Raw genomic sequence first — 22,285 nt, forward strand, 5'->3', positions numbered from 1 at the left:
GGCCAGTTGAAAAAGTCGTGCCAGACAAACATCCGCAGCAGATAGCGGCTGATTTGCTGCAGACCGGTGGTGAGCTGTTCGCCGCTAATGCCAAACTGTGTAAAAAACCAGAGGTAGTAAAGTAAGCCCGCCAACGTCAGCAGACCGACGAAGCGCAAATAGCGCCCCTGGACTTGATACAGTTGCCGATGCTGCCGACGGCTGGCGGCGACATCCGGTTGGCTCTGCCATTGACTCATTTTTTCCCCTCAAGAACCCACTGTCGCAGGCGGCCGGACAGCATATCCAGCAGCGACACCACGATGATGATCAGCAGCAGTGTGATGCTGACCTGATCGTAACGATCCAGCTTGATGTTGGTCATCAGCTCCTGACCGATCCCGCCGGCGCCCACCAGCCCAAGAATGGTGGATGAGCGAAAGTTAATCTCCAGACGCATAAAGCCGTAGGAGAGAAAAATCGGTTTGACCTGCGGCCACAGCGCGAAGCGAATGCGCTGGAGCGGTGAAGCTCCGCAGGCCATCAGGCCGCGTACCGGTTTGTCCTGTGCGCTTTCCACCGCTTCGTAAAACAGCTTGGTCAGGCTACCAATGGTGTGCAGCATCAGGGCCAGAAAGCCAGGGATGGCGCCGATGCCGAAGGCCATCACGAAAATCACCGCCCACGCCAGCTCCGGCATGGTGCGTAAAAACGCCACCAGAACGCGGATGGCAAAACGCAGCGGCGGAGGTGACCAGGCGTTATTGGCGGCGAGGAATGCCAGCAGAGTCGCAATGACCACCGCAATCAGCGTGGAAGCCAGCGCCAGCTGTAATGTTTCCCAGATCAGCGGTAGCTGAATCGGCAGACGATAGCCCCAGTAGGCCAGCGAGCCTTTGGTGTGGACATCGGCGAACAGCGCACTGACATGGAGTGTCGGCACTGTCTCAAACATGTAATCGAGAAAATTTGGCAGAGAGTGCCAGATAGTGAAGAGATTAAATTCAGCGGCGCTGCCGGCGGCGAAATAAAGCACCAGCAGGAGCAGAGACCAGCTAAAGGTATCGCGCTTTTGCCGTGCCCGTACCTGCTGGTAATAACGTTCAAATTCGGTGTTCGATATATTCATACGTCGCTGGGTCTTCAGGATGCCGCCGCCTCACGCGGATCTTCGCGGAGGCGGCGTTGGGGCGGGATTAACGGGCGCTGACCAGCTCGCGTTTCATATCGATAATCTGCTGGAAGTCGGCCACGCTGCCCGGACCGATATGCTGAGTACCGCCCATCGCTTTCACAAAGCAGGCGTGGTCGTCGGTATCCAGCTTTTTGATCGCGGTGATGACTTTGGCTTTAAAGTCTGCCGGCAGCGCGTTGCTGACCAGGATCGGGCCGTTGGGGATCAGCGGCGATTGCCAGATGATGCGGATCTGTTTCATCAGATCCGGGTGATCCATACGAATCAGGCGGTTGAAGGCACCGACGCTGTAGCCGCTGTTGTAGTCGCCGACCATTGAGGTCCAGGTGACCGCCCCCGCGAACTGGCCGTTCAGCACGCCCAGGATGTCCTGTTCGTGGCCGCCGGAGAAGGTCACGCTGGAGAAGAAGTTGTTGTATTTGTTATCCGAAGTGCCGCCGAATTTCTGTTTGAAGGCGTGGTTCGGGATCAAATAGCCGGAAGTGGAGTCCGGGTCAGCGAAGCCGAATGCTTTGCCTTTCAGATCGTCTAACGATTTATACGGGCTGTCCGCTTTGACAATGATCACTGAGTGGTAACCGCGGGACTGATCTTTATCATCCACGGCGATACCAACGATATCGACCGCTTTCGGGTTATTGAGATAAACCGAGGCGTAAGAAGAAGGCGACATACTCAGCACGACATCCACTTTACCGCCCAGCAGACCCTGAATAACGCCAGAATAGTCAGAGGAGTTGCGTAATTTGGTATCGACGTTCAGCTCTTTGTCGAGAAACTGTTTTACACACTGGTTATCACCAATTTGCTGGGTGGCGTTCTGGCCCCCCAGGATCCCCAGGTTTAATTCTTTTGGCTGCTCCGCAGCACTTGCCTGCCATGCCATCATCATTCCCGCAACCGCGGCGGATATACGAACTGCACCAGTGATGTATTGTTTCATTATCTTGTCCGTGTGAGTGGAAATTAATGCCATTGGCTAATTTCATCCCCGTACAGCTGATGCAGAATATCCTGAGTCAGCCGTAAGGGATGGTCGTCAAAAATAATGTTGCCTTTCGCGACGCCAATTACTCGCGTGCAATACTCTTTCACCAGTTCCACCGAGTGCAGGTTCACCATCACGCTGATGCCCTGTTCGCTGATTTCGCGCAGTACGTTCATGATGCGCTGTGTGTTTTTCGGATCGAGAGAGGCAACCGGCTCATCGGCCAGCAAAATACCGGGGTTCTGCATCAGCGCGCGACAAATCGCCACGCGCTGCATCTGCCCGCCGGAGAGGTTTTCAGCCCGCTGCAGGGCATGGGGAAGCATATTCATCCACTCCAGTAGCGAGATGGCGCGCGCGCGGTCGGCGTCAGGGAAGATCTTAAACAGGGATTTCAGCGTTGAGGTCTGGCTCAGCCGGCCCAGCAGCACGTTGGTTAACACGTCAAGACGCGGCACCAGGCAGAAGTCCTGGAAAATCATGCCGCACTCGCTGCGCCAGGCGTTCAGCGCACGGCCTTTTAGCTTCGTCACGTCGTGCGGCATGCCCACTTCCGGGTAGCTGAGGATCTCGCCGCCGGTGGCGCTGTGGGTGCCGTTCAACACATGCAGCAGGGTCGACTTCCCGGCGCCAGAGCGGCCGATAACGCCGACCAACTCGCCGACATGCAGATCGAAACTGACGTTATCGAGTACGGTTTGCTGCGCACTGTAAGACTTATTCAGGTTGCGCACGCTTAAGACTTTCCGCTGCCGGGCAGTATTCGGCTGACCAAAATGCGGATAATCGGTGTCGGTTACCGCGGCAAGAGAACTATTCATAAGAGCGTCCAGATTCGTCATTAAACTGGGCACTATTAATGGCGTTTTATGTGATCGTCATATGACAGTAAGGCGAAAAAACAGTGAACGGTGCGGTTATTGCGCGAGCGATGTCGTGCAAATCCACCGAGGCAAGGGGCCAGATCGGCGGCGCACGAATGTGCCGCCGTGTCTTATCCGCGGGCTTAGTGCCTGTCGGCGTAGCGCCGAATATAACGACGGTTAGCCAGCAGGCTCAGGCCGCAGCACAGCAGGTAATAGACCGCACCGGTGAAGACAAAAATCGCCAGCGGGTAGATTTGTACCCGGTTATTGACCTGACCGGCGACGGTGGTGAGCTCCGGCACGTTGACAATAAACGCCAGCGATGTGTCTTTGAGCAGGTTGATAAAAATCCCAACCAGCGAGGGCTGAATATTACGCAGCGCCTGCGGCAGCAGAATTAAACGCAGCGCTTGCCCGGCAGAAAACCCCTGGGTTCGCGCTGCTTCACATTGCCCGGCGGGCAGCGACTGCAGTCCCGCCAGCACCGAGTGCATCACCGAGGCGGCGGTAAACCACGCCAGCGCCAGGGTGACCGTCAGTGCCCCCGGCAGGTCGCTCCCGGTCAGCATCGGCAGCAGATACCAGAGCCAAAAAATGACGAAAATAAGCGGAATGCCGCGAATCAGCTCCGCCCACAGGAACAGCAGTCGACGCACCAGTCCGCCATAACGCCAGGCGGCGCCTGCCAGCAGAATGCCGAAGGGAAGCGCCAGCGCCGCAGCACCGATTGCCATCATCAGCGTCAATGCAACGCCGCCGGGAATGCCTTCCGCCAGCCGTCCCCACAGCAGGTAATCGAGGTTATCGGCGATGACCGCCAGATTAGCGTTCATGCTGTGCGCTCCTGTGCTGCGTTTTGCCCGGACCAAGACGCGCCAGCGCCATCCCCATAACCACTCCCAACGCCAGATACAACGCCGTACCGACGGCGAAAGCTTCCAGTGCGTGAGCGTTATAGCTTTCGATTTGCCGCACCTGGTAGGTCAGTTCGGCAAAGCCGATGCCGCTGGCCAGCGATGAGAGCTTCATCAGATTCAGATACTGGCCGATAATCGGTTGCCAGGCGTTCGCCAGCCCCTGCGGCAGCAGAATATGACGCAGTTCGCCCCACGGCGTAAAACCCTGTGAAAGGGCGGCTTCCCGCTGACCGTGGCTGACGGCGCGCAGCCCGGAGGCGATCTCTTCTACCAGAAACGCCGAGGTGAATACCCCCAGCCCCCACATTGAGCAGAGAAATTCCGGGGTCAGCCACCAGACGTTCCCTGGCAGAATGGACCAGGCATGGTCGGCATTAATGAAATCCCGCGCCGCCAGCGGCAGCAGGTTCCAGGAGGCGAAATACCAGAACAGCAGCTGTACCAGCAGCGGCGTATTGCGAAACAGCGAGACCCAGCAGGCGACCAGGCCACGTCCGCTGCGGCCGCCGCCTAAGCGCAGCGCCAGCAGCAGCACCGCCAGGACGGTGGCCAGGCCTATCCCGGCGAGGCTGACCCACACGGTGGTCAGAAAGCCGGAGATGATCCATTGCAGCGGCTGCCCGCTCAGTACGCCGTGCCAGTCGAGAACCGGGTTCACTCGAGACTCTCCTGATGCAGCGGATTGAGCACCTTTTGCAGAAAACGACGCGTGCGGGCGTGCTGTGGCCGGGCGAAAAAGTCCGTCGGCGGCGCCACTTCGAGAATATCGCCGCCGTCGATAAACACCACCCGATCGGCAATTTCGCGAGCAAACTGCATCTCATGCGTCACGACCACCATGGTAATACCGCTGTGCGCCAGCGTCTTCATCACCAGCAACACTTCGCCGATCATCTCCGGATCGAGCGCCGAGGTGGGTTCATCGAAGAGAATAATTTGCGGCGACGAGGCGAGGGCGCGGGCAATGGCCACGCGCTGCTGCTGGCCGCCAGAGAGCTGGGCCGGCATCTGGTGGGCTTTATCCTCCAGTCCGACCTGTTGTAGCAGCGCCAGTGCGCGTTCGCGCGCGGCGGTTTTCCCCCAGCCGTGCACGCGCTCCAGCGCCAGGGTGATATTTTCCTGCGCCGTCAGATGAGCGTAGAGGTTGAACTGTTGGAAAACGAAGCCCACTCGGCTGCGTAACTGACGCAGCGCGCTGTCCGTAAGATGGCGAGTGGGTTTGCCGTCGATCAGAATCTCGCCTCCACTGAGGGATTCGAGCTGATTGATCAGCCGGATCAGCGTTGATTTCCCCGATCCTGACGGCCCAAGGATCGCGACCACTTCCCCCGGTTCTACCTGCAGATTGATACCGTTGAGCACCTGATGGTCGCCGTAGCGTTTTGCTGCCTGGCGAAATTCAATACTGGCGCGCTGCAAATGTGAAAAATCCGCGGACGAAGCCGCGGAGCGTGAAAACAGAGCCGATAACATATTATTTAGCTTCTATGGTAAACGCACGCGGCTGTGGCGTTTTGGTGGCAGGGCCAAACCAGACATCATAGATTTTGGCGGCCTGGCCCGATTTTTCCAGATTAACCAGCTCATCGTTAACCGCTTTCAGCAGCGCCGGTTCACCTTTCTTGACGCCAACGCCGATTTCTTCTTTGCTCAGCAAATCGGGGAGGATTTTAAAGTTGGCTTTGTCCGGCGCTTCTGCCAGCAGGCCGGCCAGAATGGTACTGTCCTGGGTGATGGCCTGGACGTTACCGTTACGCAGGGCGGTCAGCGCCAACGGAATATCATCATAGGAGAGCACGCGAGACTGCGGGAAACGCTGATGCAGCGCCTGTTCGCCGGTGGTGCCTTTTACCGCGCCGATCCGCGCTTTGCGGTAATCCTCAAGCTTATCCGCCGATTTCGCCGGCACGAGGAACTGCTGGCCAGTAACGAAGTATGGTGTGGAAAAATCAATAACCTGTGCACGCTCCGGCGTGATGGTGATATCGGCGACGATCAGATCGGCCTTGCCGGATTGCAACAGCGGGATACGGTTCGCCGGATTAGTGGCGACCAGCTCCAGTTTTACGCCGAGCGATTTGGCCAGCGCCTTAGCGAAATCAACATCATAGCCCACCAGCTGGTGAGTTTTAGGGTCGACAGAACCAAACGGTGGGTTAGCATCGAAGGTGGCGACTTTTACCACGCCAGCGGCTTTGATGTCAGCCAACTGGTCTGCCTGAACCTGGGCGGTTAGCGCCAGAATCCCCAGCGCCAACGCGATTTTTGTTTTTGCAATGCGCATGATTATTTCCCCTGAATCCCTGTTTTTGTTTTGTGTTCATCACGCTCCCACAAACCGACCATCTCCGACAAAGAAGAAAAAGTTCTTATCTATTTCAAAAAAGAGTTGAGAGAGTGTGTGGGTATTCCCCGGCGTGACCGGCGGGGCGATATGCGTCTTCCGGGATTGAAAACCCGGAATTGATATTTCCAGGCTGGTGCCATCTGTGGTTGAAATACGGTCAGGCAAATTGCTTCCCGACGGAGGAGAAATGAAAGTAGCACTATGGCAACGATTAACGCGCTGGCTGGCTTTTTTATCTAACGGTGAAGCCGGGCAGCAGGATACCCAACGCATGATGGAGGCCATATTGCCGGTCGCCAGCCTTTACGGCGTGGATATCGGCAATGTTGAAACACGGTGGTTCCGCCATGATAAGACATACTGAGCGGCGCAGGACGCGTGAAGCCTACTGGAACGAGGTGTGCTTTGTGTAGCGCGAGGCTGCTGGAGGTTGCGGCGAGCGGGATGCCATGCTGCAGCCTCCAGCAGCTTTAAATCTGTTGAATCCCTCGCGGTTTCACCCTGCCATGTAGCGCCGGGTTATCGCTCTCATCCTTAAGGTGCACGCCGGTCAGACGACGGAGAAAAGCCTGCTCCAGCAGCCACGCCAGCTTAAAGGCGGCGGCTTCATAGTTCAGCCCGTCCGGGCGAATATTCGAAATACAGTTACGCTCCGACTCCAGTCGTTGACGATGCGGTTGCCAGGTCAGATAGACGCCAAGGCTGTCCGGCGACGAGAGTCCCGGCCGCTCGCCGATTAATATCGCCACTGCCCTGGCCTTCAGCGTTTCGCCAATATCATCCCCCAGCGCCACTCGGGACTGATGGGCAAGCACGACCGGCGCGAGGCTGATGCCCAGCGTGTGCAGATAGGGCAGCAGCGCGCGAATCAGCGGCAGAGCCTGACGATGCACGGCATACGAGGAGAGCCCGTCACCAATCACCAGCAGCAGGTCCGCTGGACGCACGCCGCTGGCGGCCAGATCGGCACGGCTGGCCTCATCCAGCCGGCGCCCCAGATCGGGACGGTTAAGGTAAATATGCCGATCGCCGGCGGCGCTACGCACCGTAAGCGAAGAGAGCCCCATTTCCGCCAGCGGCGCTTCAAGCTGCTCGCTTTCAAACGGCCGGTGGATGGCGTCGCGCGCCCGGGCATGAGCCAGACCAAAGTTGAGCACTTCGCGCGTGGGCAGGCTGGCACCGCTGCGCCCCAGCGCAATGCGCGCATCGGTAAATTCGCGCAGTGGGTTCCAGGCGTCGGGTGGATTCATACCGGTTCTCCTTGCGGCAGAACGGACAGCAGCGGATGGCGGGCATCGGTCAGACGCAGAGTGCCGTCCGGGTCGATAATGCGCATTTTTGTCAGCCAGGCGGCAAACTCCGGGGCGTGCTTCAGACCGAGCAGGCGACGGGCGTACAGCGCATCGTGAAAGGAAGTGCTCTGATAGTTAAGCATAATATCGTCCGCGCCCGGCACGCCGATTAAGAAGGTCAGTCCGGCGGTACACAGCAGGGTCAGAAGCGTGTCCATATCATCCTGATCCGCTTCGGCGTGGTTGGTATAGCAGACGTCGCAGCCGATCGGCAGCCCCATCAGCTTGCCGCAGAAGTGATCCTCCAGACCGGCACGGATGATCTGCTTACCGTCGTAGAGATATTCCGGGCCGATAAAACCGACCACCGTATTGACCAGCAGCGGGTCGAAATGGCGGGCCACGGCGTAGGCGCGCGCTTCGCAAGTTTGCTGATCGACGCCGTGATGCGCATTGGCGGAGAGGGCGCTTCCCTGACCGGTTTCGAAATACATCACATTGTTGCCCAGGGTGCCGCGATTAAGGCTCAGCGCCGCCTCATGCGCCTCCTGCAGTAAGGCCAGATTAATACCAAAACCACTGTTGGCCGCCTCGGTTCCCGCCACCGACTGGAACACCAGATCGACCGGCGCGCCGCGCTCAATCAGCTGCAGGGTGTTGGTGACGTGGGTCAGAATGCACGACTGGGTGGGGATGGCAAAGCGCTGAATAATATCGTCGAGCATATGGTTGAGCTGCGCCAGCACCGGCAGGCTGTCGCTGGCCGGGTTAATGCCGATCACCGCATCGCCCGCACCATACAGCAGGCCATCAAGCATGCTGGCAGCAATGCCCTTCATGTCATCGGTCGGGTGATTAGGCTGCAGGCGGACGCTAAGATGTCCCGGCAACCCTATCGTATTGCGAAAACGGGTAATGACCTGGCACTTGTTGGCGGCGAGGATCAGATCCTGATTGCGCATCAGTTTGCTGACTGCCGCCGCCATTTCCGGCGTTATCGCCCGCGCGACCTGTTGCAGGGTGGCGGTATCGGTCGCGTCATCCAGCAGCCAGTCGCGAAAATCCCCGACCGTCAGGTGGCGAATGGCGGCGAATCCAGCGCTATCGTGGGTGTCGATAATCAGCCGGGTGACCTCATCCTGTTCATACGGGATCAGTGGATTGGCCAGAATATCGCTTAGCGGGACATCCGCCAGCGCGATTTTTGCCGCCATGCGCTCCTCGGCGCTATCGGCGATAACGCCCGCCAGCGCATCGCCGGATCGCGCTGGCGAGGCTTTCGCCATCAGCGTTTTCAGACTATCAAAGCGCCAGACCTGGCCCGATAGCGTTGTTTTATACATGTCGCCTCCTCAGGAGACAATGCGCAACTGTGGGTCTGCCGGCGCACGTTCGCGGGCGGACGCGGTTTTGCGAAACCACAGATAGCCTCCCAGCATCATCGCCGCGAAAATCAGCGCCAGCAGCAGGTTATACCAGACCATCGCCACCAGACAGAGTACTGCCATCGCCAGGGCGAAGGCCGGTGCCCAAGGGTAGAGCGGCGCGCGGAACGGACGAATCAAATTTGGCTCGCTGCGGCGCAGCTTAAACAGCGCCGCCATTGAGATGATATACATAACAATAGCGCCAAATACCGACATAGTGACGATACAAGCAGTCAGCGGCATGCCGCTGATGGTGATCAGCGAGTCGGAGAAAATGGCCGCGATACCCACCACGCCGCCAGCGAGGATCGCCAGATACGGCGTGCGGGTTCGGCGGTTGAGGGTGGCAAGACTGGCCGGGAGATAGCCTGCCCGCGCCAGCGAGTAGATCTGCCGGGAATAGCCCATAATGATGCCGTGAAATGAGGCCACCAGACCGAACAGACCCAGCCACACCAACATATGCAGCCAGCCGCTGCTGGTGCCCACGACCATTTTCATCGCCTGCGGCAGCGGGTCGTTGATGTTGGACAGGGTGCGCCAGTCACCAACCCCGCCAGCAAACACCATCACGCCGATGGCCAGCACGGTGAGGGTCAGAATACCGCCGCCCAGCGCGCGAGGAATGGTACGCTGCGGATCTTTTGCCTCTTCGGCTGCCATTGATGCCCCCTCAATCGCCAGAAAGAACCAGATAGCAAAGGGAATTGCGGCAAACATTCCCGGTAGTGCCAGGCCGCTAAAACTCTCTGCACCGGCCCAACCGTTGGCGGTAAAGTGGCTCCATGAGAAGCCAGGCGCCACCACTCCCATAAACACCAGCAGCTCGAAAATTGCCAGCAGGGTGACGATCAATTCAAACGTTGCAGCAATGCCGACGCCGAGGATGTTCAGCGTCATAAAGATAACGTAGGCCCCGCAGGCGACCCATTTGGGATCCAGCGCCGGGAACTGGACGTTAAGATAGGCGCCGATCGCCATGGCTATCGCCGGAGGGGCAAAGACAAACTCAATCAGGGTGGCGAAACCGGCAATAAAGCCGCCGGTCGGGCCGAAGGCGCGGTAGGCGTATGCGAATGGCCCTCCCGCGTGCGGAATGGCGGTGGTCAGCTCGGTAAAGCTAAAGATAAAAGCGCAGTACATGGCGGCAATCGCCAGCGCCACAATCATAAAGCCCAGCGTCCCGGCCTGCGACCAGCCGTAGCTCCAGCCGAAATACTCCCCGGAAATAACCAACCCTACGGCGATCCCCCATAAGCGGAAACTGCCGAGCGTTCTTTTTAATGTTGTGGTTTGCTCTGTCATTGTCGATGCCTCGCCAGATAAAGATATTCTGAGATCTGCAAGGAGAGTGCCAGGTCACCCACAGAGGCGGTTTAGCCACTTTGTTCAAGCTTGATGCGCAAAAAAGAGGCGAACTGCACGATGATTGATAGCCGTTATGGTGCAGTTCTCTGCGCGAACCACTTTCCGTTGGAAGAGGGGATAGCGTTGTTTTTTGCAATTTCCTGGTGGGCGAGGTATAAGGAATACCTTATCTGGATGTTTAGATGTCTATACGCCCATGAGGTCAAATGCAAACAACACAACAAGGTGGGCCGTTAAAGCGCACCATGAAGACGCGTCACCTGATCATGCTGTCGCTGGGTGGCGTCATTGGTACAGGGTTATTCTTTAATACAGGCTATATCATCTCCACCACTGGGGCGGCGGGTACGCTGCTGGCCTATCTGATCGGCGCGCTGGTGGTCTGGCTGGTGATGCAGTGCCTGGGCGAACTGTCGGTGGCGATGCCGGAAACCGGGGCGTTTCACGTCTATGCCGCACGCTATCTCGGTCCGGCGACCGGTTATACCGTGGCGTGGCTCTACTGGCTGACCTGGACGGTGGCGCTGGGTTCAAGTTTTACTGCCGCCGGGTTTTGCATGCAGTACTGGTTTCCGCAGGTGCCGGTATGGATCTGGTGCGTTCTGTTCTGCGCGCTGATTTTTGGTCTCAACGTCATCTCCACACGCTTTTTCGCCGAAGGTGAATTCTGGTTTTCGCTGGTGAAAGTCGTCACCATCATTGCCTTTATCATTCTTGGCGGCGCCGCCATTTTTGGCTTTATTCCGATGCAGGATGGCTCACCGGCGCCAGGGCTGCACAACATTACCGCGGAAGGCTGGTTCCCTCACGGTGGATTGCCGATTCTGATGACCATGGTGGCGGTGAATTTCGCCTTCTCCGGTACCGAGCTTATCGGTATCGCCGCCGGTGAGACGCAAAACCCGCATCAGGTCATCCCGGTCGCGATCCGCACGACCATCGCGCGCCTGATTATCTTTTTTATCGGTACCGTTTTTGTGCTGGCGGCGCTGATCCCGATGCAGCAGGCGGGGGTGGAAAAAAGCCCGTTTGTGCTGGTGTTCGAAAAGGTGGGTATCCCTTATGCGGCGGACATTTTTAACTTTGTGATCCTGACGGCCATTCTCTCCGCGGCGAACTCCGGACTGTACGCTTCCGGGCGGATGCTGTGGTCGCTGTCGAATGAAAAGACGCTGCCGGCCTGTTTTGCCAAAGTGAACAAGAACGGCGTGCCGTTGATCGCGCTGTCAGTCAGCATGCTGGGCGGCCTACTGGCGCTGTTTTCCAGCGTGGTGGCGCCGGATACGGTCTTTGTTGCGCTGTCGGCTATCTCCGGTTTCGCGGTGGTGGCGGTCTGGATAAGCATTTGCGCATCGCACTTTATGTTCCGTCGCCGCCACCTCCAGCAGGGTAAAGCGCTGAGCGAACTGCACTATCGCGCGCCGTGGTATCCGCTGGTGCCGGTTCTGGGTTTTATTTTGTGCCTGGTAGCCTGCATTGGTCTCGCATTTGACCCCAGCCAGAGAATTGCACTGTGGTGCGGGATTCCGTTCGTCGCCCTGTGTTATGGTGCGTACTATCTGACTCGTTCACGGGCATTGACCCAGGAGCCTCAACATGTCGCAGAATAATCCGTTAACCGCCATCCTGGAGGCACAGCCTTTTATCGTGCTGGATGGCGCGATGGCGACGGAGCTGGAAGCACGCGGATGCAATCTCGCCGACAGCCTGTGGTCGGCGAAAGTGCTGGTTGACAACCCGGAACTGATCCGCGAAGTTCATCTGGATTACTTTCGCGCCGGCGCACAGGTCGCTATCACCGCCAGCTATCAGGCCACTCCGGCCGGATTTACCGCCCGTGGGCTGGATGAAGCGCAGTCGAAGGCGCTGATCGGCAAAAGCGTTGAACTGGCGCGGAAGGCTCGGGAAGCATATCTCGCCGAAAACCCGCAGGCAGGTGCGCTACTGGTGGCGGGGTCGGTCGGGCCGTACGGCGCGTATCTTGCCGATGGTTCGGAGTATCGCGGCGATTACGTCCGTAGCCACGAAGTGTTTCAGGCGTTCCACCGTCCCCGTGTAGAAGCGCTGCTGGACGCCGGCGCCGATCTGCTGGCCTGCGAAACGATGCCGAATTTTGTTGAGATTAAGGCGCTGGCAGAATTGCTGACCACCTATCCGCGCGCGCGCGCCTGGTTCTCGTTTACCCTGCGCGATGCGCAGCATCTCAGTGATGGTACGCCGTTGCGGGAAGTGATTGCCGTACTGGCCAACTATCCGCAGGTGGTGGCGCTGGGCATTAATTGTATCGCCCTGGAAAACACCACCGCCGCGCTGGAGCATCTGCATAGCCTGACGGTGTTGCCGCTGGTGGTTTATCCTAACTCTGGCGAGCACTATGATCCTGTGACGAAGACGTGGCATCACCACGGCGAAGCCTGTGAAACGCTGGCGGGATATTTGCCCCAGTGGCTGGCGGCGGGCGCGAAGCTGATTGGCGGCTGCTGCCGCACTACGCCGAAGGATATCGCCGAACTGAACGCGCAGCGCTGAGTTTGTGCCGGATGGCGCTGCGCTCACCCGGCCTGCAACGTGTGGGAACCGTAAGCCGGGTAAGGTGCAAGCCGCCACCCGGCATCAGTTAAGCCACATCCGCCAGCACAAACATCCCGTACTGATAGATTTCGAGGAAATACGGCTCGCCGTCACCCGGCATCAGTTACGCCGCATCGGCCAGCACAAACATCCCGTACGGGTGGATTTCGAGGTAATACTGCTCGCCGACATCCGGCTGCAGCCGCGTCGCGTTCACCTGCAGCAAAATTTCCTGCCCGTGCCACTCCACCGTCACCTCATACTGCGGCCCCATATAGGCCACGTGGCGGATGGTGCAGCGCTGGCTCTCCTCGCCGCGATCGCTCAGGGTAATCGCCTCCGGACGTACGCCGACGCTGCCTTCGCCCTGGACGGCGAAATGCAGCGGTCTCGGCAGCCGATAGCCATAAATATCGACAAAATCCTCGCTGAAGGCGGCCGGGAACAGGTTGGCGTCGCCCATAAAGCTCGCCATGAAGCGCGACGCGGGCTGGCGGTAAAGATCCTGTGGCGAGCCGATCTGCATGATATGACCTTTATTCATCACCAGCACGGTATCGGAAACCGCAAAGGCTTCGCTCTGATCGTGGGTCACGTACAGCGAGGTGATATCAAACTGCTTTTGCAGCTCGCGGATCTTATCGCGCATGCTGCGCCGGAGGTTGGCGTCGAGGTTACTCAACGGCTCATCAAACAGCAACACCTTCGGTTTGAGGATCAGGGCGCGCGCCAGCGCCACGCGCTGCTGCTGACCGCCGGAGATCTGATCGACATAACGGTCCTCGAATCCTTCCAGATCGACCATCGCCAGCGCTTCTTTCACTCGCGTCTTCACATCGGCGCGCGACACGCCCAGCATCTTCAAACCGTAGCCGACGTTTTCCCCCAGCGACATATGCGGGAACAGGGCATACGACTGAAACACCATGCAGATATCGCGCTGCTGAATCGAGCGATGGGTGACGTCCTCGCCATCAATAAAAATCTGCCCTTCGCTTGGTTTTTCCAGACCGGCGACCAGGCGCAGAATCGTGGTCTTGCCACAGCCGGATGGACCAAGCAGCGTCACCATCTGCCCCTGCGGGATGGTGAGATTGATATTGTCGATGACCGTGTTACTGCCGAATCGTTTGGTGACGTTGCGCAGTTCAACGAAATTTTTCTGACTCATAGTGCGCTCCATTACGCCTGGTTTTTGGCTTTAGACCGGGAGATACGCGCTTCCCCAATCAGCCAGTCAAAGATAAAAATAATCGCCAGCATCACCACGATCAGAATCGACCCGTAGGCTATCGCCACGCCGTATTCGCCGTCTTCCACCCGGTTGAGGATATAGGCGGTAGCGACGCGGGTATCCGGCGTCACGAGGAATACGATGGCGCTGACGGTGGTAATAGCGCGCACAAAGCTGTAGATCAACGCCGAGAGGATCGCCGGGCGCAGCAGCGGCAGCAGAATGTGGGTGATAGTGCGCAGAGAGCCGGCGCGCAGGCTGAGCGAGGCTTCATCCAGCGATTTATCGATCTGGCCGAGTCCGGCGATCCCGGCGCGAATACCGACCGGCACGTTACGCATCACCATCGAGATAATGACAATGGCCGCGGTGCCGGTGAGGTACACCGGGGCGCTGTTAAAGGCGAGAATATAGGAGACGCCTGCCACTGTGCCCGGTACCGCGAAGCACAGCATGGTGGTGAACTCGATGGTTTTTTTGCCTTTAAACTGCTGGCGGACCACTACCCAGGCGATCAGCAGACCGAAGGCGGCGGTGATCGGTGCGGCAATCCCGGCGTAGAGCAGGGTATCGAGCAGTGAAGGCCACGCCCCATCGCTCATCCCCTGGCCAAACAGCTTGATAAAGTTATCCAGCGTCAGGGTGTAATCCACGCCCCAGTTCACGGTAAAGCTGCCGTAGAAAATGCTGCCGTAGAGCAAGGCATTAAAGGCCACCCACACCGCCAGAATAGCGATCACGCTCCACACCAGGGTCACCGGCAGCGGCTGCACGTCGCCGCGATAGGATTTACCGGAAACCGTGACGTAAGAGCGCTTGCCAATCCACATATACTGAATACAGAACACCAGCAGCGAGAACAGCAGCAGGAACGCGCCCAGCGTGCTTGCCGCCTGATAATCGAGTTGTGAACCGGTGATGTAGAAGTAGATCTGTGTCGCCAGCACGTCGAAGTTGCCGCCGAGCACCAGCGGGTTGCTGAAATCGGCCAGCGACTGGACGATGACGATTAAAAAGGCGTTCGCCAGCGCCGGTTTCAGCAGGGGGACGAAGACGCCGTTAAAGGTCTGCCAGCGGCTGGCGCGCAGGGTGTACGATGCCTCCTCCAGCGACGGATGAATGGTCTTAATCGCGCCGTCGAGGATCATAAAGGCCATCGGGGTGAATGCCAGCACCTGCGCCAGCCAGATGCCGGTAAACCCGTACAGCCAGTTGGTGTTGGTCAGTCCGAACCACTCCACCATAAACTCGGTGACATAGCCGGAACGGCCCATCATCAGCGTCACGCCTAAGCCCACAACAAACGGCGGGGTGACGATCGGCAGAATCGAGAAAATGCGGCCAATAATCGCGCTGCGCTGGGCGATGCGGGTGGTGTAAATCGCCAGCACCAGGCCAAAGAAGGTGCAGCCGATGCCTACCGCAATCGACAGGACGATGGAGTTGAGGATCACCTGGACGATATGCGCCTGCGACAGCACGGCCATAAACGCCAGCGGGGCAAACTCGCCCGCCTCGTTGGTGAACATGGGGATGAAAATGGCGATGCTCGGCCAGACGATAAAGACGCCAATTAACGCCACGATAGTGACCAGCGAACCAATCACAAAGCGGTCGCCGCCCAGCCATTCCAGGCGGGTGAGCGCCAGGGTCATGATGGCGCCCAGCGCGACAAACAGCACGAGGGTGGCGTAGCCTAATCCGCGGCCTTCCACGGTGGCGCTGACGACGATAAACGCCATACAGAGGAGCGCCCAGCCGGCGTCGAGGTAGTGGCGGCTGCGCTGCTCCCGGCTGGCTTCCTGCCATGGACGAATCAGCAGCAGGCTCGGCAGCAGATACCACAGCCAGCTGATATTGAACTGTGACCAGCCGTAGGCCGCGAGAATTTCATCGCCCGTGGACTCCAGCAGACCGTAATCCAGGCTCCAGCTCGGCAGCAGGGCGAACGCCAGCCAGCCGAATAAAACCCAAAGGAATATCGCATCCCGCTTTTTCACGGGATGGAGTGCAAGTGTCTGTGACATAGCGGTTCCGGTATTATGGGCCGGGTAAGATGTTTACGCCGCTACCCGGCAAATGAACGCAACGCGGGTTTATTTACCCATCTTCACTTCGCTAACCCACTTATTGATCAGCGCCTTACGAACATCAGTTGATCCGTATTTATCCATGTCGTAGTTGATAAGCTTCAGGTCGTCGAGCTTCAGCGAGTTCGGCGAAGTTTCGGCTGTGGTGTTGGTCAGGATCTGATAGGACTTGCCCTTTTTCCACGCCAGCTCCTGGGCCTCTTTCGACAGCACCCAGTCGACGAACAGTTTGGCGTTGTCGAGGTTGCGCGCGCCCTTCAGAATGCTCACGCCACCAATTTCATAGCCGGTGCCTTCGCAGGGGGAGACCAGCTCCAGCGGTGCGCCCTGTTCTTTCTCCAGCGAGTAGTCGTGCAGGAAGCCGATGCCAATGGCTGTTTCACCACGAGCGGCGTTGCGCGCTGGGGCGATACCGGATTTGGTGTACTGGGAGACGTTGGCGTTGAGCTGTTTCAGGTAATCAAAGGCCTGGTCTTCTCCCCACAACTGAGCGAAGGTCGCCAGCGCGGTATAAGCGGTGCCGGAGCTTTGCGGGTCGGCAATCTGGATTTCGCCTTTGTATTCCGGCTTGGTCAGATCCTTCCAGCATTTTGGCACCAGCAGGTTTTTCTCTTTCAGGCGCTGGGTGTTCACGCCAAAGCCGAGAATGCCGACGTATACCGCCGAGGAGTAGTTGCCTTTTAGCTTCGCCGGATCGCGGAACGGCTCCATTACCTGCGTAAGATTCGGCGACTTATAGGGTTGCAGCAGGCCCATTTCACCGGCCTGGGACTGCGGATCGAGGGTGCCGCCGTACCAGACATCGGCCTGCGGATTTTTCTTCTCGGCATCGACTTTCGCCAGCGTACTGCCGGAGCCGTTGCGGATAAATGACGTTTTCACGTCATATTTGTCGCCGAAGGCTTTGGTTTCGGCTTCACACATTTCGTTGGTGGCACTGCAGTAGACCACCAGTCGACCTTTGGCTTGCGCCGCGCCGCTTAACGTCGCCAGCGCCATGCCGGAAGCAATCAGGGTAGTGACCAGCGTTTTTTTCATTATTTTATCCTTTGAGCAGCAGAGGTAGTAATGCTCGCCATCAGCAGCGGCATCAGTAAGAAACCCATCAGTACTGCGGCGACCGAGAGCAAACTGAACATCCCCGACCAGCCGTAGTGTTCAATGACCAGCGACAGAGGCCAGCCCGCCAGCGCGGCTCCCAGATAGGCAAACAGGCCGAGAAAACCGGTAATGGAACCCGCCGCCGCTTTGTGTCCGCACTCTACGGCCGCGAGGCCAATCAGCATTTGCGGGCCAAAAACGAAGAAACCCACCGTAAAGAAACAGATCGCCAGCAGCGCGTAGTGATGCACTGGGGCCAACCAGAGCGCGGCGACGGAGACCATCAGCCCAAGTGTGAACAGCAAAATCATCGGCGCCCGCTGGCCGCTGAACAGCAGGTCCGAGCCCCAACCGGCGAACAGTGCGCCAAGCAGACCGCCCGCTTCAAACAACATGACCGTCGCGTTGGCACTGAGCAAATTGACGCCGTGGCTCTCCGTTAGCCAGATGTTGCCCCAGTCGTTGAGCGCAATGCGGATCAGATAGACCAGCACGTAAGAGACACCCAGCAGCCAGATCATCGAGTTCTTCAGCATCGTGGTACGCAACATTCGCCACAGTCCCATCGGCGGGCTTTGCTGCTCCTGACGCAGTTCCAGCGGGTCCTGGCGCCAGGTGCCAACTGACGGCAGTCCCTCTTCCTGAGGTGTCCCTTTCAGTTGCAGCGTTAACCAGATGCCGGATGCCATGCTGATAATCCCCGGTGTCAGCATCGCCGCCTGCCAGCCCCACCAGTGGGCGGCAAAAGCGCTAATCAGGGGGATAATCGCCCCACCGATATTGATTGACATATTCCAGCACCCCCACCAGAAACCGCGTTCGTTGCGCGAATACCAGTGGGTCAGCAGGCGAGCACAGGGTGGCCATCCCCAGCCCTGAAAAAATCCGTTCAGCGACCAGACCACCAGCAGTAGCGTCAGCGACTCGCCAAAGGCGAACACCACGTTCAGCAGGCCGGTAGTGAACAGGCCAACGCCCATAAACCAGCGCTGCCCGTGGCAGTCGTGCCACAACCCAGCGGTAAACTTCGACAGGCCGTAGGTCAGGTAAAACAGCGACCCCAGCAGGCCGATATCGCCTTTATCCAGCCCCAGATCCGTTTGCAGCGCCGGCAGCACGTAGTTGACGCTCTTGCGCGTCAGATAAAACGCGGCATAGCCGATCACCATGTACATCAGCAATTGGGGACGCAGCGTCCGGTAATGTTGGTTGATGTCGGTTGCTGAGCGTGCGTGCATAGCCGTCTCCGTTTTGCTGACTATAAGAAAGTGAAATCGAAAGGGGATGAGAGAAAGTCCGCAGTGACTAAGACTTTTTCCTGGTTAGCAGGCTGTTTGTTGCAAATTTGTGGGCAGGTTAACAATTACCCGCGTACCTTGCTGCGACTCCAGCGTCAGCTCGCCGCCTAGAGCGCTGACACGCTCGCGCACGCCCTGAATACCGAATCCGGCCATTTTGTCTGGGCTGATACCGACACCGTTATCCTTCACTTCCAGGCGCAGCAGCGCCCCTTGCTGAAACAGGACAATGGCGACCTCGCTGGCGTCGGCGTGTTTACAGACGTTATTGAGCAATTCCTGCAGTAACCGATAGAGAGTAAAGCGTAACGTTTCGCTCTCCGGGGGGGTGGTCAGCTGATAATCAAAATGGCAGCGGATACCGCGCTCGGCAAAGGCAAACTCATTGAGCAGATGGTGCAGCGCTTCTTTAAACGACAGTTCATCGAGGGCCGGAGGGCGCAGCTGGCGCAACAACTGGCGGGTGGAGTGGTGAATACGCCGCGCGAGCTCGTTAATCTGGCTGGCGGCGGCCTGGGTCTGCGCCGGATCGCGCGCCCGTTTCACCAGCTGCGACTGGATCTGAATCGCGGTGATGTTCTGGCCGATTTCGTCGTGCAGTTCGCGCGCCAGGCTTTTGCGGGTGTCCTCTTCGCTGTGAATCAGCTTTTCGGTCAGCGCCCGTCGCGCCGCCAGCTCCGTTTCCAGCCGCTGGCGATAGTGGTGCAGGTTTTGCGCCAGGTGCTGCTGGCGGCTGATGGCAATCCCCAGACCGATGCCGAGCAGCGCCTGAGTCGCCAGGAAGATCTCCAGCTCCAGCAGATTGCTGAATCCGACGCCAACCTGGCGCGCGATGGTGATCATCATGCTGCCCAGCAGGCCGGAGAGGACGCCGCCCTGCCAGCCAAACTTCCACGCCATTACCACGTTTGGTAGAAACACCATAATCAGCAGCAGGCGCTCGATTTCCGGCGACAGCACCATCTGGGTACCGATGCCGATGATAAAGAACAGGCTGCACCAGATGATTAACGAAGTGCGCAGCGGCGGGTTATTGGTATCAAGCCCCAGCAGGTGGTGGCGGTGCTGCTGGCGCAGGAATTCAAAAATCAGATAGACAAACGGTGTCAGCAGCACACCGCCGGTAAACGAAGCCAGCCCGAGCATCATCGCCGGGCTTTTGATCCACGGTGAGAGGAGGGCCGTGTTGATTAACGAGCTTGCGGTCACCGTGGCCAGCAGCAGCGTCAGCCGCTGCCAGTAAAGAGGAAAACGATGCCAGAACTGTTGGGCGAGAGCGGCAGGGAGCAGGCTAATTAACGGCGCGGCCAGCAGAATATAGCCGTTCAGCAGCTGTTCGCTGCTTAGCCAGAGCAGCATCAGCAGAGGGGGGGTTGCCAGCGCGGGCCAGTAGCGGCGCGAAAGCAGGATCAGCAGCGCCAGATAGACGCCGTGCGGCAAAAACAGCGCCGCCTGCTGACCGTTATGGGTCAGGTAAAAACCCAGCGTCCACAACATCAGCCAGCCGCTACCCCATGCCAGTACGATGAACAGCGAAATGACCCCGTGGCGAAGGCTGCGCGACATTAATGCCCCGCCAGCAGCTGATGGTCGAGAGCAAAGTGCACCAGTTCAATCGTGCTTTGGCATTGCAGTTTGCCCAGCACGTTGGCGCGATGAACATGAACCGTTTTGTGGCTGAGCTCGAGCTTGAAGGCAATTTCTTTTACGCTGTCGCCTTTAACCAGCAAATCAAACACTTCGCGCTCACGCGGTGTAAGAACTTCCAGTACCTGAGCCGGCTGTTGCCCGCCGCGCAGCGCCCGTAGCGCATCGGCACACAGATAATGGCCGCCCATACCGACGGAACGTACCGCCTGGACTAACTCCTCCGGGCCGCAGCGCTTGGTCAGATAGCCGCTGGCACCCGCATCGAGGGCGCTCTGTACGAAGGTCGGAGTGTCATAAATGCTGAGAATAATGGCGCGAAACTGCGGCTTTTGCGCGCGCAGGCGCTTGAGCAGACTCAGACCGTTTTCATCCGGCATGGCGATATCCATCACCGCCACGTTGACGTCGTCGCGCAATAACGTCGGCCAGGCTCCTTCCGCACTACTGAACTGGCCAACAACGTCGAGATCCTCTTCGAGGCTGAGTAATTGCGCAAAGCCTGAACGCACCACCACATGGTCATCGACCAGCACTACACGAATCATGTTCATACTCTCTTACCGAATCATGGTTGTATGATGCCTGCCGTCGCTGCGCTGGCAATCAGCCAGTCGCAGTTATGCAATGAATGTAACAAAATCGTTATACGCGTCATCCTTCATGCTGCTTCTATGGTGGTGCAGATTACCCGGCCCATCCCTGGGGCTCGCCCCTTACGGGGCCGCTGCGAGCAGCGTTCACATCGGCTACCCGGCAGATTTGTCGCAAACCCCAGTCACATTGCTATCTATGCTCCTCAGGCTTGTATGAGAGGCATTCATGCCTCTCTCTGAGGGCAGTCTGCGGCACATTTTGAATGATTTTGTGTATAAGCATTACCGCTTTTTTTCTAAAAACGCTTTGTTCTTAGCAAGAATTTTTAATTACTTCATCAAATGCATCGCGCCGGAAATACTGCACCTATAACAACTAAGGGAAGCAGACACTATGGCACTCACATCATCGCGTATCACACTTATCGCCGCCCTGGCATTGGCAGCATTCCAGGCGCAGGCGGTCAACGTCACCGTCGCGTATCAGACTTCCGCTGAGCCAGCGAAAGTTGCCCAGGCGGATAACACGTTTGCCAAAGCGAGCGGCGCAACCGTCGACTGGCGCAAATTTGATAGTGGCTCAAGTGTCGTGCGGGCGCTGGCTTCCGGCGATGTACAAATCGGCAACATCGGCTCCAGCCCGCTGGCGGTCGCCGCCACGCAACAGGTGCCGATTGAAGTGTTCCTGCTGGCCTCAAAGCTCGGAAACTCCGAAGCGCTGGTGGTGAAGAAGAGCATCAGCAAACCGCAGGACCTGATCGGCAAACGCATTGCGGTACCGTTTATCTCCACCACCCATTACAGCCTGCTGTCGGCGCTCAAACACTGGGGCATTAAGCCGGGCCAGGTGCAAATTATCAACCTGCAGCCGCCAGCGATTATTGCCGCCTGGCAGCGCGGCGACATTGACGGTGCCTACGTCTGGGCGCCAGCAGTGAACGAACTGGAAAAAGAGGGGAAAGTGCTGACCGACTCATCCCAGGTGGGGGAATGGGGCGCGCCGACGCTGGATGTGTGGGTGGTACGCAAAGATTTTGCCGAGAAACACCCTGAAATTGTAAAAGCCTTTGCGAAAAGCGCTATCGATGCTCAGCAACCGTATATTGCCAACCCGGATGCGTGGCTGAGGCAGCCGGATAATATCAGCAAGCTGTCGCGCCTGAGCGGCGTGCCGGATGCCGATGTTCCGGGGCTGGTAAAAGGCAATACCTATCTGACCGCCGCCCAGCAGGTGCAGGAGCTGAACGGGCCGGTGAATCAAGCCATTATCGACACCGCGAAGTTTCTTAAAGAACAGGGCAAAGTGCCCGCCGCCGGGAACGATTACAGCCAGTACGTTACCGACCGTTTTGTGAAGTAAGGGGGCCAC

At 58.1% G+C, this 22,285-nt stretch carries 20 protein-coding genes and 1 pseudogene; 4 read left to right on the forward strand and 17 right to left on the reverse strand.

What is annotated here, in order from left to right; genetic code table 11:
- From ACZAHD_RS11300 to ACZAHD_RS11335, 8 genes and pseudogenes are all read right to left on the reverse strand, one after another.
- A pseudogene (locus ACZAHD_RS11300) lies at nt 1-239 on the reverse strand (phosphonate ABC transporter, permease protein PhnE); the annotation flags it as partial.
- A complete protein-coding gene (phnE, locus tag ACZAHD_RS11305) occupies nt 236-1,108 on the reverse strand; it encodes a phosphonate ABC transporter, permease protein PhnE (protein WP_462456850.1) in 873 nt (290 codons plus the stop codon). The pseudogene ACZAHD_RS11300 and the gene phnE, both read right to left, overlap by 4 nt.
- Before the next feature lie 67 nt (nt 1,109-1,175).
- Nucleotides 1,176-2,117, reverse strand: a complete 942-nt coding sequence (gene phnD / locus ACZAHD_RS11310) for a phosphonate ABC transporter substrate-binding protein (RefSeq protein WP_462456851.1) — start codon at nt 2,115-2,117, stop codon at nt 1,176-1,178.
- 23 nt (nt 2,118-2,140) lie between these two features.
- Nucleotides 2,141-2,983, reverse strand: a complete 843-nt coding sequence (gene phnC, locus ACZAHD_RS11315; protein ID WP_462456852.1) for a phosphonate ABC transporter ATP-binding protein — start codon at nt 2,981-2,983, stop codon at nt 2,141-2,143.
- 185 nt (nt 2,984-3,168) lie between these two features.
- Nucleotides 3,169-3,861 carry an amino acid ABC transporter permease gene (locus ACZAHD_RS11320; RefSeq protein ID WP_462456853.1) on the reverse strand — a complete coding sequence of 231 codons (693 nt, stop codon included), beginning with the start codon at nt 3,859-3,861 and terminating at the stop codon, nt 3,169-3,171.
- A complete protein-coding gene (locus ACZAHD_RS11325) occupies nt 3,851-4,603 on the reverse strand; it encodes an amino acid ABC transporter permease (protein WP_462456854.1) in 753 nt (250 codons plus the stop codon). The genes ACZAHD_RS11320 and ACZAHD_RS11325 overlap by 11 nt, the downstream gene beginning before the upstream one ends.
- Complete coding sequence (locus ACZAHD_RS11330) at nt 4,600-5,418, reverse strand: amino acid ABC transporter ATP-binding protein (protein ID WP_462456855.1); 819 nt, start codon at nt 5,416-5,418, stop codon at nt 4,600-4,602. Before ACZAHD_RS11330 ends, ACZAHD_RS11325 begins: the two co-directional genes overlap by 4 nt.
- A gap of 1 nt (nt 5,419) precedes the next feature.
- The gene (locus ACZAHD_RS11335) at nt 5,420-6,229 is read right to left on the reverse strand and encodes an ABC transporter substrate-binding protein (protein ID WP_462456856.1); all 810 of its coding nucleotides are present in this window, start codon (nt 6,227-6,229) and stop codon (nt 5,420-5,422) included.
- 250 nt (nt 6,230-6,479) lie between these two features.
- Between ACZAHD_RS11335 and ACZAHD_RS11340 the strand changes: the two genes are divergently transcribed.
- Entirely contained in the window at nt 6,480-6,656 is a 177-nt protein-coding gene (locus tag ACZAHD_RS11340) for a hypothetical protein (protein ID WP_015585065.1), read from the forward strand.
- Between the two features lie 106 nt (nt 6,657-6,762).
- Here ACZAHD_RS11340 and eutC read toward each other — a convergent pair whose 3' ends face one another.
- The 3 genes from eutC to eat are packed head-to-tail and all read right to left on the reverse strand — an operon-like array spanning nt 6,763 to nt 10,316.
- The gene (gene eutC, locus ACZAHD_RS11345; RefSeq protein WP_462456857.1) at nt 6,763-7,542 is read right to left on the reverse strand and encodes an ethanolamine ammonia-lyase subunit EutC; all 780 of its coding nucleotides are present in this window, start codon (nt 7,540-7,542) and stop codon (nt 6,763-6,765) included.
- Nucleotides 7,539-8,927, reverse strand: a complete 1,389-nt coding sequence (locus ACZAHD_RS11350; protein ID WP_462456858.1) for an ethanolamine ammonia-lyase subunit EutB — start codon at nt 8,925-8,927, stop codon at nt 7,539-7,541. The genes eutC and ACZAHD_RS11350 overlap by 4 nt, the downstream gene beginning before the upstream one ends.
- A 9-nt stretch (nt 8,928-8,936) precedes the next feature.
- Complete coding sequence (gene eat / locus ACZAHD_RS11355) at nt 8,937-10,316, reverse strand: ethanolamine permease (protein WP_462456859.1); 1,380 nt, start codon at nt 10,314-10,316, stop codon at nt 8,937-8,939.
- A gap of 269 nt (nt 10,317-10,585) precedes the next feature.
- On the opposite strand from eat, the gene mmuP reads away from it, so the two are divergent.
- Together mmuP and mmuM are read left to right on the forward strand one after the other, a co-directional pair.
- A complete protein-coding gene (gene mmuP, locus ACZAHD_RS11360) occupies nt 10,586-11,989 on the forward strand; it encodes an S-methylmethionine permease (protein WP_462456860.1) in 1,404 nt (467 codons plus the stop codon).
- Nucleotides 11,976-12,908 carry a homocysteine S-methyltransferase gene (gene mmuM / locus ACZAHD_RS11365; RefSeq protein ID WP_462456861.1) on the forward strand — a complete coding sequence of 311 codons (933 nt, stop codon included), beginning with the start codon at nt 11,976-11,978 and terminating at the stop codon, nt 12,906-12,908. The genes mmuP and mmuM overlap by 14 nt, the downstream gene beginning before the upstream one ends.
- A gap of 166 nt (nt 12,909-13,074) precedes the next feature.
- Here the strand turns inward: mmuM and fbpC are convergent, their stop codons facing one another.
- From fbpC to ACZAHD_RS11395, 6 genes are all read right to left on the reverse strand, one after another.
- Nucleotides 13,075-14,121 carry a ferric ABC transporter ATP-binding protein gene (gene fbpC / locus ACZAHD_RS11370; RefSeq protein WP_462456862.1) on the reverse strand — a complete coding sequence of 349 codons (1,047 nt, stop codon included), beginning with the start codon at nt 14,119-14,121 and terminating at the stop codon, nt 13,075-13,077.
- An 11-nt stretch (nt 14,122-14,132) separates the two neighbouring features.
- Nucleotides 14,133-16,211: an ABC transporter permease gene (locus tag ACZAHD_RS11375; protein ID WP_462456863.1), complete on the reverse strand. Its 2,079-nt coding sequence runs from the start codon at nt 16,209-16,211 to the stop codon at nt 14,133-14,135.
- A gap of 69 nt (nt 16,212-16,280) precedes the next feature.
- Nucleotides 16,281-17,312 (reverse strand): ABC transporter substrate-binding protein, encoded by a 1,032-nt coding sequence (locus ACZAHD_RS11380; protein WP_462456864.1) that lies wholly within the window; start codon nt 17,310-17,312, stop codon nt 16,281-16,283.
- Nucleotides 17,312-18,637, reverse strand: coding sequence for an MFS transporter family glucose-6-phosphate receptor UhpC (uhpC, locus tag ACZAHD_RS11385; protein ID WP_462456871.1), 1,326 nt, complete (start codon nt 18,635-18,637; stop codon nt 17,312-17,314). Before uhpC ends, ACZAHD_RS11380 begins: the two co-directional genes overlap by 1 nt.
- Before the next feature lie 60 nt (nt 18,638-18,697).
- Nucleotides 18,698-20,239 carry an MASE1 domain-containing sensor histidine kinase gene (locus tag ACZAHD_RS11390; protein WP_462456865.1) on the reverse strand — a complete coding sequence of 514 codons (1,542 nt, stop codon included), beginning with the start codon at nt 20,237-20,239 and terminating at the stop codon, nt 18,698-18,700.
- Nucleotides 20,239-20,868, reverse strand: coding sequence for a response regulator (locus tag ACZAHD_RS11395; RefSeq protein ID WP_462456872.1), 630 nt, complete (start codon nt 20,866-20,868; stop codon nt 20,239-20,241). The genes ACZAHD_RS11390 and ACZAHD_RS11395 overlap by 1 nt, the downstream gene beginning before the upstream one ends.
- Before the next feature lie 442 nt (nt 20,869-21,310).
- Here ACZAHD_RS11395 and tauA point away from each other — a divergent pair, with 442 nt between their 5' ends.
- Nucleotides 21,311-22,276 (forward strand): taurine ABC transporter substrate-binding protein, encoded by a 966-nt coding sequence (gene tauA, locus ACZAHD_RS11400; RefSeq protein WP_462456866.1) that lies wholly within the window; start codon nt 21,311-21,313, stop codon nt 22,274-22,276.
- Nucleotides 22,277-22,285: the final 9 nt, after the last annotated feature.

This window comes from Raoultella sp., from assembly GCF_039594335.1.
Classification (GTDB): Bacteria; Pseudomonadota; Gammaproteobacteria; order Enterobacterales; family Enterobacteriaceae; genus Klebsiella.